Source organism: Ruminococcus bicirculans (ex Wegman et al. 2014), assembly GCF_000723465.1.
Classification (GTDB): Bacteria; Bacillota; Clostridia; order Oscillospirales; family Ruminococcaceae; genus Hominimerdicola; species Hominimerdicola aceti.
Genome location: NZ_HF545616.1, coordinates 32,601 through 46,823, shown reverse-complemented (window position 1 = coordinate 46,823; position 14,223 = coordinate 32,601). Strand labels below are relative to the sequence as shown.

The following is a 14,223-nucleotide window of genomic DNA, read 5'->3' as shown; positions in this document are numbered from 1 at the left end:
TTTCTATAATCTAAGTTCAAATTAATCCTTCATACCTGAGTTAGCCATTGTTTCCATGACGTTGCCCTGAGCTACAAGGAATACGATCAGTGGTGGTATCAGAAGTACAACTGCTGCGGCAAATGTAACGCCCTGACGAGCAAGACCTGCTGCTGTGATCTGCTGTACAACTGTAGGTAGTGTTTTGAGCTGCTCGGAGTAGATAAGTGCTCCGCCCTGAATGTTCCATGCTCCCTGGAAAGCGAAGATGATAAGTGTCATCAAAGCTGGCTTTGAGTTTGGAACGACGATCTGCCAACAGATCCTGAACAGACCTGCGCCGTCCACCTTAGCCGCTTCCACCATGGAGTCGTGGATGGTTGTCATGCTCTGACGCATGAGGTAAAGACCCATTGATGTTGAAATGCTTGGGAGGATCAATGCCCAGTATGTATCGATCATATGGAGCTTAGCCATTACGAGGAACTGCATGATCCATGTTGCATTTGAGGAGAACAGGAGGGCAATAACGATGATCTGGTTAATGACCTTGTTTCCTGGGAATTTACACTTTGCAAGAACGAATGCTGCGCAGCAGCAAACGAAAAGGTTGCAGATACAAATTACTATTGTAATAAAGAAGCTGTTGAAGATATATCTTGACAGCGGTACCTGCCATGAGCTTGCGGCTACCTTGAACATATCTGAGAAGTTGTTGGTAGTCGGATTCAGTACATAAAGCTTTGGAGGGAACACGAACAGCTCCTCAACAGGCTTCATAGACTGGATAACTGAGTAATACAGCGGGAACACCATGAATGCACCAAGGAGACAGAGGAATACGAAAATAACTATATCTCCGCCAAGAGAACCATTGACTCTCGCCTTTTTCTCTTTGACCTTCAGCTTTTCAATAGACTGCTGCTTTTTTCTTTTTCTAGCCATTTTATATACTCCCCTCCTTTAGTCAAGATACTTGCCTAAGAGCCAGTTGATACCCTTATTGGCAAGGAGCATTGCAGCGAACAATACGAAACATATTGCTGACGCATAACCCATTTCGTAACGAATGTTACCATAGTCTGTTGCGTGGTTCATGATCGTGTGAGCTGCATAGTCTGTTGAAGGCAGACCTACGAGGTTCTGACCAACAACACCGACTGTGAATGATGCTGAGATCTGGATAACGGCAGCGAACAGAAGCTGTGGTCCCATTGAAGGGATAGTGATGTAGAAAAGCTCCTGCCATCTGTTCTTGATACCCTCGATAGCACCTGCTTCGTACATTGACTTATCAATGTTCTGGAAGCCTGCACGGATAGCAAGGAAGCCTGCACCCATTGACATCCAAAGCTGAACGATGATAACAACTGTAAGGATATAGTTTGTATCTGTGAGCCACTGTGCAGGTTCGTTCAGGATACCCAGATCGATAAGCACAGCGTTCAGGTAACCGTAGGAGTCACCTGACAGGATAAGCTGCCAGGTAACATATACGGAAGTTGTCATAGAAGGTGCATAGAACACGAATGTGAAGAAGGTTTTGAGGAATGCGTTCATCTCGTTTATCAGCCAAGCAATGATAAAGCTGAGGATATAAGAGAACGGTCCTGTGAATATCGCAAAGATAAGAGTGTTTCTTACTGCGATAAGGAATACGTCGTCGTTAAGGAACAGCGTATAGAAGTTTGAAAGTCCTACGAACTTAGGAGTTTCGATCATGTTAAAGTTTGTAAAGCCCATTGGCAGCGACATTACGACAGGCACTACCGTGAAGATAATGAACAAAGACATGAAAGGCAGGAGCATTGCATAGCAAGCCTTGTTGGTTTTCATCATGTGCCATGTGTACTTCCACTTGCCCTGTTTTATCATAGGCGCTTCAGGATTGGTTTTGGCCATTAGTTACTCCCCTTTCATTAATTGTCGTACAGACCAAGATCTTCAAGCTTACGAGTGATCTCGTCATTGATATCCTTATTGTACCAGAACAGTGTATCACGAGCGTTGTCGTAGTCATTAACTACAGCTCTGAATGCGTTCATAACGTTTCTTGTTACACCGTAAGATGCAGGAATGATCGGGATCTCTACCTGTGAATTAAGCTGGTCAAGAAGAAGATTTACTTCTGAAGTTGTCCAAGACAACTGCTGAAGAGCTTCTTCGTTAGCTGTTGCATATCTACCCATTGTACCAAGGATAGACTCGATGTTGTTACCGTACTTGACCTGAGCGTCAGTTGAGGTGAACCACTTGATGAAGTCCCAAGCGCCCTCCTGATCTGCTGCCTTTGTGAAGATAATAGCACCTGAACCATTGGAGTTTGCTGCGTGGTTGATAGTTCCGTCTTCCTGAACAGTACCAGGAACTGGCTGGAATCCCCAGCAGCCCTTGATCTCAGGAGCGGCTACAGAAAGCTGGTTATAGAATGTGTAGTTCTGGATAACTACCGGCATATCACCTGTTCTGAAACGTGTGAATGCGTCATATGTCTGCTGGAAGCTGTATGTTGTATAGAACTTTGTCCAAGTATCGAAAGCGTTTACAGCCTCCTGAGTATCGAATGTTGTCTTTGTCTGCTCTTCGTTGTAGTAGTTAAGACCCTGCTGGAGAAGAAGCATAGCGAATGTGTTACCAGGCTCTGTGATAGCAGATACCTGAGTTGTTCCGCCTGTACTTGTCATTACAGGGAGGATAAGACCAACTTCAAGGTAGTTTCTCTGAAGTGTTGGCAGACAGTTAAGAAGTCCGTCCCAAGTGTTAAGATCTGTTGCTGGGTCGATACCGTACTCGCTGAGGATATCAGAACGATAGAACAGCATTGGGAAGGTCTGGTCACATGGAAGACCGTATGTACCGCCGTTGTACTGATAAAGAACAGTAGCGTCGTCTGCAAAACGTGTCTTTACCTCGTCAAAGTCGCTGAATGTGGTGAGATCTGTAAGAACGCCACGGGCTGCAAGCTGGATAGGGAAGTCGCCGCCCATGAAGAGAGCGAGGTCAGGACCCTTGCCTGCAAATGTAGCCTCAACGATACCACCCTGAACGAGCTTAAGATTGATCTTTGTTTTAGCTGTTGGATTGTATTCACTTGAAATGAGCTGCTGGAGAGCCTCAGCGTTATCACGACCGAGCATTACCCAGCACTCCATAGCGCTTTCGTCCTCATCGGACAGTGCGTTGTAGTCCTCAAAGAATGAACCGATAAAGCCCTTGAAGCCGAAGCCAAGTGAGCCAAAGAATGACTTGTCACATGAAGTGAAATCCTGATCGGAAGTAGCTACCTCGATCATATCGACTTCAAGAGGCTGCTCACGATACTGGTTTACGAAAGAAGAAACCGATGTGATGTTATCCTTGATCTGTGACATCATCTCAGGGATAAGGTCAGGCTTCTTTATACACTTATCAAGAACGATAGCCATTTTCTCAAGAGTTTCAGCCTCAGTTCCGCCTGAACCTGAAAGCTTCTCGATCTCAGCCTTCTTATCTCTCAATGTCTTAGCATATTCCTTGAAATCAGGAACGATAGAAGGGATGGCTGTGTCGATCATGTAGTTGTTGTATTCATCAGGATCAGGACCTGTGATCTGTCTGATCTGTCTATAGTAGCTGTTTATGTTATAAACAAGCTCGTCCAGATCGCCCATGATCTCACCGATCTCACCAGGAACTGCTTCCAGAGAAATAGTGTTTGTGCCTGCCTGGAGGTAGAAATAAAGATCGTCGCCGTTTTCAGACTTTGGCGTTGTGATGCTCCAGTCTGTATCGTAGTAGAACTTTATCTGATTAGCTTCAAGGCAAGGTACTTCGCCATTGACATAAAGACGTCTGTTGGAGTACATACCTCTCATCTGATCCTGTCTGCCTCTTATACCTATCTTATAGTAGCCAGCCTTGTCAACATTGAACTCCCATGTTACTGTCTGAGTTGACTGCGTCCAGCTTCCTGAACCGATAGTATTATATCTTGTTTTAGTAGGGCTTGAGCCGTTTGCGCTCGATGTGAGATAAGAGCTCTTATCTGCTGTAGGATAAAGAGTTCTTGATGACTTGTAGGCAGCAGTTTCACCCTCAAGAGTGATCTTCTGTCCCTGAGCCTGTGTCAGATCGCTGTCTGATGGTGCTGTGTAAGCAGCAGGTGCTTCATACTGATAGAAAGTAAAGCTCTTGACAGCAAACTCAGCCTTTTCAGATTCAAATGTTATCGTATGTTCGCCAGCCTCCATATAGAACTCCAGCGGCTCGTTAAACAGTCCGTCGATGTCTTCCAGAGGAGTTTCCTGCCAGCATGGAGTCGATATCTGTCCAGGACGGATATCGTTCTGTCTTGAATCCTGTTTGATCTCAGATTCGTTGATCCATCTCTTGCTCAGCGTGATTCTTGACGCTGTTGCATATGGGCTTTCGCCGTCGATAAGCAACGAAAACTCAACGTCGTTTGTGTTGCTTTCAAGTGCCTCATATATCATCTTGATATTGTAGACGCCTGTTTCAGGAATGTTCACCGTCCAAGAAACTGAACCCTCCTGATTTGCCCACTGCATAACATCATTCTCTCCATCTACTGTAGTTACAGTGATCTGAGCGTCTGTTACTGAAGCAGGATCGTAATCCTTTCCCAAGACCTCGACTGTCTGATCAGGTCTTGCAGCGTCGGTATACTTCTTTACATAGTTAGTATAAGAAGTCTGACGGATCGAATCGGTACCCGTCGTGGCAGCGGAGCTTCCGTCGCCTGTTGCAGAATCATCAGCAGTTGCCTGCGTGCCTAGAGTGCTGTCGTCCGCCGCTTCACTGTCTGCAAATGCTGGAACTGATGCGCTTGCACACAGAGCAAGTGCCAATGCGGAAGCAATAACACGCCTAAACATTGTGTCTTTCACTATGAATCCACCTTTCTAAATAAATTGCTTTTGGTTTTGCGAGAATCAAGCCTACTTAATTACATTCTAATATAAATAGTATAGAACCTCTTCATTATGTGATCCCCCACGGGAAATAAAGAAAATAAAGCTTACGTCCCCCCCGATCTGAACAGCACAAGCTTTTCGCCGTTCTCATCAAGTTCGACCTTGACCTTATCGCCGCCTTTTATCTCAAGAGCGTCCATAAAGTCCTTCGGGAGCTGCAGCCGTCCGGATCTGTCGAGGACGATAAGCTCTTCATGAGCCGTTTCCTCGCTGTTCTCAACCAGCACGATATCTCCCATTTCATTAAGCTCCTCCACATAAGAACGCTTTCTTACGATCTCAGAGCTTGTTCTTCCATCTCTGATAGCCACCACTCTGTCGATATGATCGGCAAGCTTAAGGTCATGGGTAACGATCACTATAGTGATCTTCTCATCTTTATTAAGCTCCTTGAATATATCAAGTATCATATTGGAAGTCTTTGTATCCACCGAGCCTGTAGGTTCATCAGCCAACAGTAATCTCGGATCATTTGCCAATGCAATAGCTATTGCAACTCTTTGCTGTTCGCCTCCCGACATCTGGTCAAGCCTGCTGTTTTTTCTTTTCAGCAGTCCCACTCTGTCAAGCAGCTCCAGTGCTTTCTGCCGTCTTTTATGCTCGCCGTTGAGCAGCATAGGGAGCTCAACATTCTGCACAGCCGTAAGATACGGCACAAGATTTCTTGCATTATTCTGCCACACAAAGCCTACGGTGTTCCTTTTATACTCCATATAATCCTTATCAGTAAACTTCAGAAGGTCCTTACCGTCCACATAAAGGTTTCCCGCCGAAGGCTTATCAAGTCCTCCAAGCATATTGAGCAGCGTCGATTTACCACTTCCTGAGTTTCCGACGATCGCCATGAGTTCTCCACGCTCGACATCCAGGTCAAGTCCTTGGAGCGCCACCACCTCAACATCAGAAGTTTTGTAGATCTTCACCAGATTTTCACACCGTATCATATATTTATCATTGTCGGCAGCTACAATAGTATCAAGTTCATCACTCAACTATCTCACCGTCCTCTAATGTATAAACCTTATCAGCTATATCTATCATGCTGGGGTCGTGAGTGGTCATTATGATAGTCATCTCATCTCTCGCCACCAGCTCTTTGAAAAGCTTTACAACATGGAGCGCAGTTGCCGTATCAAGCTCGGCAGTAGGCTCGTCCGCAAAAATTATGTCAGGCTTATGTGCGATAGCTCTTGCTATAGCAACTCGCTGCTGTTCACCACCGGACATTTCCCCCGGCCGGTGGAACATTCGCTTTTCAAGTCCCACGCTTCGCAGACATTCCCTTGTGCGCTTATCCCTTTCTTCATATGGATATTTCGCAAGTCTTAGACCAAAGTCAACGTTTTCATAAGCGGTCATTCCCGACATGAGTGCCACAGATTGGAACACGAACGCCATTTTATACCGTCGTATATCATCTCTGGCTCTTTCAGAAAGCCTTGTAATATCCCGTCCGCCAAACATGACCTTGCCCTTTGTTGGCTTGTCAAGCGCTCCAAGAATATTGATAAGAGTAGTCTTACCGCTTCCTGAACGTCCTCTAAGGATCGTCAGCTTGCCCTTTTCTATTTCGATGTTGATATTTTTCAGCGCATTCACAACGCTTCCGTCGCCGATCTTAAAGTCACGGCACAGATTTTCAGTTGAAAGTATAGTGTCCATACCGCATGGCTCCTTTATCACATCAAACAGGGTCTTCGCCCTCATCTCATCCACTGCATTGGTCATTTTGACCTATGTAATATACTCAAACAAAGGTTAAAATATTTGTGCATTATTCACATATCGTGTCAGAAGCACACAACGACCACAACATATTGTATTTCTTGTACAATATGTTCAAATTTCGGGCAATAAATTATGCAAATCAGCCCATAATTTTATGTAAAATGCCAAAATGGGTTCATTCAGCTAATCTTAATTATATCAATTTCTCTGTATTTTGTCAAGGATGTTAAACGTTTAAGATAACATAAAAACGAGGCTTGCGGAGGATTTAGTCACCTTAAACAAACTATAAAATCATTTTTTGTGCATTTCGCAATAAATCTTGTCAAAAAAGGTTGAAAACTCTGTAGCCGTCAAGATTTTAGCTTTCAATTAATAATAATTTTACATTTTGAAGAATAAAATCCGAAAAATTTCTACCGATATGCACAAAAAACATTTGATATATTTATTTAAAATATGCAAAAGCAAAACTGTTCTTAACATTATGTAAAAGGAGGCAAAAAAAACTATACAAAAAAGGCATTTGTGCAATTTGAACCTATAAAAAAAGCCAAATGTGAAAGAAATAAGCCTGCAATATGACGTAATATTCCCGTAAAAAACATTAAACATTGTCCTATTTATCATACAGTTTTCACATAAACAAGTATAATATTAGATAACGAAACAAGAAAGCCCCACAAGGGGCGGTTAAAATTGACTACCACGGCTCACGCCGCTGACATACCAGGAGGTTTTCATCATGAATGAATACAGAAACAACAACTTCAATGATAACAATAATAACAATTTTGAGAATAGCTATACACAGCAAAACGGATATAATCAATATCAGGCTCAGGCAGGCAGCATGAATGAGTTCACATACAATCCTAATAAGAAAAAGTCAAAGGGCAAGAAGGTGCTTTCAGGCATTATTGCAGTGCTTTGCGTTGCAGCTATCGGAACTACTTCCATTGTAGGCTACAATCTTGTTACAGGAAAGAACGCTGTAGGCTCTTCAAACAACGGCACCGTTGTTTCAAAGGACGACAGCTCATCAAACAGTGCAAAAAGCACTGTTGACCGTTCAAATCTGCCAACTATCCAGCAGCTCTCAACTCCGTCCGACGCACTGACTATCCCTGAGATAGTAAAGAAGGTCTCACCTTCTGTTGTAGGCATCTCCTGTATCCTTTCAAACGGCACTGCAACAGGTTCAGGTATCGTAATGAGCGAGGACGGCTACATCGTAACCAACGCACACGTTGTTGATGGTGCACAGTCTATTTCAGTTGTGCTTCCTGACAGCTACAACGATACTTCAAGCAAATCAGATGACAGCAAATCAAGCTCTGACAGCAGCTCTGATGACGATGAGGACAACCTCACATACACAGCTACCCTTGTAGGCAAAGACACTCAGACTGATATCGCAGTTTTGAAGATAGACGCAAAGGGACTTACAGCCGCTGAGTTCGGCACATCTGCAGATCTTCAGGTAGGTGAAGCTTCTATCGTAATAGGCAACCCACTTGGCTTCTCACTTGCAAACTCTGTAACAGCAGGTATAATCTCCGCAACAGACAGAACGCTCACTGTTGAGGACAGGACAATGAATCTTATCCAGACAGACGCTTCTATCAACAGCGGTAACTCAGGCGGACCACTCATCAACGCATATGGTCAGGTAATAGGCATCACCTCTGCAAAGGTATCATCATCTGTGGGCGAGGGACTTGGGTTTGCTATCCCTATCGACGAGGCGCTCCCTATTGTTGAGGACCTTATGAAGAACGGTTACGTTACAGGCAGACCTAGCCTTGGAATTTCAGGCACAGACATCACAAGCGCATATTCATCATACTATGGTATCCCACAGGGCTTCCTTGTAAAGAGCGTTACTAAGGGAAGCGGTTCTGAAAAGGCTGGTATTCAGGAAAATGATATCGTTATAGGCATAAACGGAACTGTTATATCAAACATCAGCGAGCTGAATGAAATAAAGAACAAGTGCAAAGTCGGTGACACTGTTCAGCTTACTATATACAGAAACAAGAAAATGATAAATGTTGACGTTGTTCTCGGCGAATCCACAGAGGACACTTCTGAGTCAAATGACAACGACCAGAACAACAATAACAATAATAATAACAACGACGACTACAACGATTACTATGGAAACTATGGCAATGGTCTTGGCGGCTATAATTACGGCTATGGTTTCTAAATAACAAAGCTTTCTTCATATTTTTCATATTCTTTTACTTCAGGGAAAGAGCTGTTCCGAGAGATCGGGACAGCTTTTTTCTTGACTTTCTTCTTGACAGAGGGTCAAAGCAGTGTTATTATAATAAGGTATACTATTAAGGCAAAGCCCGCCTGACGGTATTGCCTTAAACGAGTACACTTCTTTATTTTGCAAAGGTCGGTGATTTTATGACAAAAGAAGAATATCTTGACTTTTGCGGCTCTATTGCAGGTGCGACATATGACCAGCCTTTCAACGAGGACTTTCAGTCCACTGCACTGCGCCACTGGGACACGAAAAAGTGGTTCGGGCTTTTGATGTTCCACAATGACAGGTGGATAGTAAACTTAAAGCTAAAACCCGAAGAAGTGCTGTTTTACAGGGATATCTACGAGGGCGTGACGGAAGCTTATCACATGAACAAGGTCCACTGGATAACATTGTATCTCGACAGCGACGTGCCAACAGAGGAGATAGAAGATCTTACCCTCAGAAGCTTTGAGCTTACAAAGAGTAAAGATAAAAAGAAAACCAAAAAGCGAAAGGAAGCTTTATAAAATGAGAACTTTTTCAAAATCAAGCAAGCTTGATAACGTGTGTTATGATATAAGAGGTCCTGTTATGGACGAAGCAAATGAAATGATAGCAAAGGGAGAGAAGATATTCAAGCTCAATATCGGAAACCCTGCTCCGTTTGCATTCAATGCCCCTGACGAGATAATACAGGCAATGACAGACAATCTGAGAAACGCTCAGGGCTATTCCGACTCAAAGGGCATAACAGAAGCAAGACAGGCTATTTATGATTATGCACACTTCAAGGGCATACCTGTTGAAAGTCTTAACGATATCTACACCGGAAACGGTGTTTCCGAGCTTATCACAATGGTAATGCAGGGTCTTCTCAACAACGGCGACGAGGTGCTTGTTCCTGCCCCTGACTATCCGCTTTGGACAGCTTCCGTTACTCTTGCAGGTGGTACTGCCGTTCACTATATTTGTGATGAAAGCTCCGAATGGTATCCTGACCTTGAGGACATGGAAAAGAAGATAACAAACAAGACAAAGGCTATCGTTATCATCAACCCTAACAACCCGACAGGTGCGGTATATCCAAAAGAGATACTTGAAAAGATAGCAGACATGGCAAGACGTCATGAGCTTATCATATTCTCAGACGAGATATATGACAGACTTCTTATGGACGGCGTTGAGCATACTTCTATCGCTTCACTTTGCCCTGACGTTTTCTGCATCACTCTTAACGGACTTTCAAAGTCACATCGTATCGCAGGCTTCCGTGTAGGCTGGATGACCCTTAGCGGTGATAAGAGCAGAGTAAAAGGCTACATAGAGGGTCTTAATATGCTTTCAAGCATGAGGCTTTGTTCAAATGTACCGAGCCAGTATATAATCAAATATGCTCTTGGTGATTACACAAAAACTGACGATCTGCTCCTGCCGGGGGGACGTATCTACGATCAGAGAGAGTATATCTACAACGCACTTAACAGCATTGACGGTCTGTCGGCTGTAAAGCCTAAGGCGGCATTCTATATCTTCCCTAAGATAGACGCAAAGCGTTTCAACATCACAAATGACGAGCAGTTCGTGCTTGATTTTCTCCGTGAGAAGAAGATACTTCTTGTTCATGGCGGCGGCTTCCACTGGGAACAGCCTGACCATTTCAGGATAGTTTATCTTCCTAAGCTTGAGGATCTTGAATACTCCATGAATGAAATGAGAGATTTCCTCAAAGACTACAAGCAGAAGTAAAACTGTAGAGCGGACAGTGTTCGCCCAATATGCTTTTATGCTCATACCATACATCTACAAACACAGACACGAGGTACAAAAATGTCAAAACTTTGCAAATCATGTGGAAACTATTATGAGGGAGATCACTGCGACAAGTGCGGCTATGGCGACCCAAACTTAAAGACCCACGCCGCCGACAAATACAAAAAGCCCACAAAGCCTGAACGTTTCAGGACGGAGGAGGAAAAAGAGCTTTACGCCGAGTGGGAAAAGGAAAAAAAGAGGACACTGAGATAAAGCGTCACTATGATCCCAACGCAGGCAAAAAGACCCTTGCCATTGTGGCGGTAGTTGTTATAGGCGTTATCGTGGCTGTGCTATACAAAAGCGGAGTTATTTTCAGCTCCACAAAGACAGAGGTAATAGAAAAATACTTCAAGTCCATACAGACAAGCGATTTCGACTCATTCGTGGAGTGCTTTCCGAAAGAGATGAAGAACGAATACGAACAGCAGCGAACCGAAGGCGGATATGGCAAAGAGCAGGTCATGAAAGAAGTCCTTTACGGTGATTTCATTGAAAGCTATGGTTCTGATTACACTATCGACGTATCTTTCGGCAGAGAAACAAAGCTTAAAAAATCTGAATATGACCTGAGCGAATACAAAAGCTTTTACGGCTCTGCACCGAATGTTTCAGAGGCTTATGAGATAGTAACGAACGTGACTTTCAAAGGCTCAAAGGGCAGTGAGGACGCAAAGCTTTACATCTACGTTGGAAAATGCAGCGGAAAATGGTGCATTTTCAATATCACGCAGGATAACGGCATTGTTGACGAGGACACGGGGCTTAAAACTTCAGAAAATTAAATAGCACAAAGCAAAACCGCCACGGAGAAAAATCCGCAGCGGTTTTTTGTTTTGCGATAAAACCTATATGGTGGGACGTCGTATTTCTGTTAAACAGAAATTGAGTCGCTCCTCTACATATAAGTGGCGTAATTATACGCTTTTATGTGATATTATCTCTTCTTAAAAGCAAATGACTTTCTTGTTCTCTGCTTTCCGCCTATTGACATTGTGAATATCTTGTCGCTCATGAAGATTTTCAGTGCGACAGTCATGCACACTACAAGAAGCACTATCTGATAGATAAGTCCCCCTGCATAAAAGCTGTAGTTGCCAAACATTACGTTCTCGCTTGCCATAAAGGTATGGGTGAACGGTATAGCATAGACGATATACTTTATAACAGGTGAAAGCGTTCTGATATCAACTACCATTGCAAGAAGATATGGTATCATTGCGGAGAAGGTTATAGGCAAAAGCATTGTCTGGGCAGATTTTGCGTCTTTTGCAAGTGCTCCTAATACCATTGAGAGTGACAATGAGATAAGGATAGACACAAACATCTGTATTCCCACAAGAACATACTGTCCGACGCTCATAGTAAGACCAAGGTTTTCCATTGCAGATTCATATGCTGAGGTATCTCCCATGCCCTCAGTAAGACCGCCTGTCATTTTGCTCATGCCGAACATATAGACCACAGCCTGCAAAGCCGCAACAACACCTGCGGCAAGCATTTTTGACGCAAGGACTGAAAGTCTTGAAACAGGTGCGGAAAGAAGCGTTTCAAGGGTCTTGTCTATTTTCTCGGTAGAGATCGCGCTAAGTATCATCTGAGCCGAGAACATTATAAGAACGAACATTATTATAGGCACTACCATGCTTTGTGCCGAGCAAAGGGACATCACTACAGAACTGCTCACTTTATCTGCCTTGTCGCCAACAACCGTTGTTTCAGAAAGCAGTACAGGGTCTTCAAGCTGATTCATTTCGTCCTCTGTCATTGCGCCGCTTGAAAGCTTATCCTGATAGATAGTTGATTTTACTGCCTGCTGTATAACTGCAAGGGCAGTGTCTGAGCCTGTATTTATATTTGACATGGTCGCAAGAGAGGTCATTCTCTGAACATATCCAACGTCTGCCTTTTTATGCTGTTTTACCTGCTCTGTAAAGCCTTTTGGTATTATCACAACGCTGTCCTGATCGAGCCTTTTAAGCTCTGCGGCATAGTCGTCAGACTTTATATCTACAACTGTTATCTTGCCGTCACCAGCCTTTGCGGTAGCTTTCAGAGAGTTTAAAACGTTTTCTGTGAACTCTGTTTTGTCAAGGTCGCAGATAGTAAGGTCGGAAGCCTTTTCGGCACTGTCGCTTATTGCCCCTGACATTGCCTGACCTGCCATAACAAGCACCACTACTGTGACTATCATTGTTATAATAGTTTGCAGGCTGAGCATTTCCTTTAATTCCTTGCGGAAAAGACTATAAAACTTCACGGTCAAGCACCACCCTTTCAAAGACTTCTTCAAGGTTCTGAGCGCCATATTTTTCAATAAGCTCCGCAGGCTTGCCGACTTCCAGCAACTCACCCTTTGCAATAATACCCACTCTGTCTGAAACATACTCTATTTCAAGCATATTGTGGGAAGAAAGCAGAAAGCTCATGCCCTCAGAAGCAAGCTTTCTTATCATTCTTCTTATTTCAAGGGCGTTTATGATATCAAGTCCCGAAGTCGGCTCGTCAAGGATAGCCAGTGCAGGGAGCGGCATTATCGCCCTTGCAAGGAGAAGCTTTCTTGCCATACCACGGGAATAATTTGATATTTTATCGTTAAGCCTGTCACCAAGCTCGCATATCTCACAGCCACGCTTAACAAACTCGTAAGCCTGTTCTCCGTTGTCGGCATAGATAGAAGCCATGAACTCCAGATATTCTCTGCCTGTCATGGTCTTATACGCACCAGCCTCGTCAGGGAGGTATGTAATGCTTTTTCTTACCATATCAGGTTCAGTGAGAATACTATGACCTGCCACGATAGCGTCGCCCTCTGTTGCCTGCAAAAGTGTTGATATCATTCTTATGGTCGTGGTCTTTCCTGCACCGTTTGGACCTATCAGCGCAAATATCTCGCCCTTTCCAACGTCAAAAGTGACGTTATGGGAGGCGTAAATGCCTTTTTTGTACTGCTTTGAAAGCCCTTTGACCTGTAAAACGGTTTCCATCGTTTTCCCATTCCTTTCTTTGTCTGTATCATTGTATTTTTTGTGAATAAATCAAGTATAGCACACCACGTTCCAACTGTCAATTGACATTTGTCATGCACTGTTATGTAAATATGGTTTACTAACAGTATACACTGTCTACGGCACGATGTCAATAGCGGTTTTCACCAAAACAGGCATGATTTTTATTATTTATGCGTTAGAATGTAAAATTCACTTACTTTGTGAGATAAAGTAAACCACGTTACACAATGATTACAAATCAAATAATATTCTGTACATTTTCAACTCTTTCAAGTACGTTTTTTTGGATATCACAATGTAATGATTTGATTACATTTTGGTTACAGACAAGGGTAAAAAAACGGACGATTGTTGAAAACTTTATTATTTTCAACACCAAATTGCTGTTATAGCATGAGTTTTAAACATTTTCAACATAGTTTTCAACATTTTCAAAAGTTTTCAACTGTAGTTTTCA

At 43.4% G+C, this 14,223-nt stretch carries 12 protein-coding genes; 5 read left to right on the top strand and 7 right to left on the bottom strand.

The genetic code is table 11. From position 1 onward, the window contains the following. Window positions 1-21: 21 nt before the first annotated feature. The 5 genes from RBI_RS00190 to RBI_RS00170 form a co-directional block, all read right to left on the bottom strand. Entirely contained in the window at window positions 22-924 is a 903-nt protein-coding gene (locus RBI_RS00190) for a carbohydrate ABC transporter permease (protein ID WP_022287236.1), read from the bottom strand. An 18-nt stretch (window positions 925-942) separates the two neighbouring features. Continuing rightward, the gene (locus RBI_RS00185; protein WP_022287235.1) at window positions 943-1,881 is read right to left on the bottom strand and encodes a carbohydrate ABC transporter permease; all 939 of its coding nucleotides are present in this window, start codon (window positions 1,879-1,881) and stop codon (window positions 943-945) included. A 17-nt stretch (window positions 1,882-1,898) separates the two neighbouring features. After that, window positions 1,899-4,865 carry an extracellular solute-binding protein gene (locus RBI_RS00180; RefSeq protein ID WP_051706204.1) on the bottom strand — a complete coding sequence of 989 codons (2,967 nt, stop codon included), beginning with the start codon at window positions 4,863-4,865 and terminating at the stop codon, window positions 1,899-1,901. A gap of 131 nt (window positions 4,866-4,996) precedes the next feature. After that, window positions 4,997-5,896 (bottom strand): ATP-binding cassette domain-containing protein, encoded by a 900-nt coding sequence (locus RBI_RS00175; protein ID WP_046439215.1) that lies wholly within the window; start codon window positions 5,894-5,896, stop codon window positions 4,997-4,999. Between the two features lie 40 nt (window positions 5,897-5,936). Then, a complete protein-coding gene (locus RBI_RS00170; protein WP_038670180.1) occupies window positions 5,937-6,614 on the bottom strand; it encodes an ABC transporter ATP-binding protein in 678 nt (225 codons plus the stop codon). A gap of 811 nt (window positions 6,615-7,425) precedes the next feature. Here RBI_RS00170 and RBI_RS00165 point away from each other — a divergent pair. The 5 genes from RBI_RS00165 (at window position 7,426) to RBI_RS00145 (ending at window position 11,540) form a co-directional block, all read left to right on the top strand. Further along, window positions 7,426-8,892, top strand: a complete 1,467-nt coding sequence (locus RBI_RS00165; protein WP_038670178.1) for a S1C family serine protease — start codon at window positions 7,426-7,428, stop codon at window positions 8,890-8,892. A 209-nt stretch (window positions 8,893-9,101) separates the two neighbouring features. Continuing rightward, a complete protein-coding gene (locus RBI_RS00160; protein WP_038670176.1) occupies window positions 9,102-9,470 on the top strand; it encodes an MmcQ/YjbR family DNA-binding protein in 369 nt (122 codons plus the stop codon). A gap of 1 nt (window position 9,471) precedes the next feature. Next, the gene (locus RBI_RS00155; protein ID WP_038670174.1) at window positions 9,472-10,689 is read left to right on the top strand and encodes a pyridoxal phosphate-dependent aminotransferase; all 1,218 of its coding nucleotides are present in this window, start codon (window positions 9,472-9,474) and stop codon (window positions 10,687-10,689) included. 81 nt (window positions 10,690-10,770) lie between these two features. After that, on the top strand, window positions 10,771-10,968 hold the full coding sequence (locus RBI_RS15135) for a hypothetical protein (RefSeq protein WP_038670172.1): 198 nt from the start codon (window positions 10,771-10,773) through the stop codon (window positions 10,966-10,968). After that, window positions 10,935-11,540, top strand: coding sequence for a hypothetical protein (locus RBI_RS00145; protein ID WP_038670170.1), 606 nt, complete (start codon window positions 10,935-10,937; stop codon window positions 11,538-11,540). Before RBI_RS15135 ends, RBI_RS00145 begins: the two co-directional genes overlap by 34 nt. Before the next feature lie 152 nt (window positions 11,541-11,692). Here the strand turns inward: RBI_RS00145 and RBI_RS00140 are convergent, their stop codons facing one another. After that, a complete protein-coding gene (locus tag RBI_RS00140; RefSeq protein WP_038670168.1) occupies window positions 11,693-13,015 on the bottom strand; it encodes an ABC transporter permease in 1,323 nt (440 codons plus the stop codon). Then, on the bottom strand, window positions 13,002-13,742 hold the full coding sequence (locus tag RBI_RS00135; RefSeq protein ID WP_022287226.1) for an ABC transporter ATP-binding protein: 741 nt from the start codon (window positions 13,740-13,742) through the stop codon (window positions 13,002-13,004). Before RBI_RS00135 ends, RBI_RS00140 begins: the two co-directional genes overlap by 14 nt. Window positions 13,743-14,223: the final 481 nt, after the last annotated feature.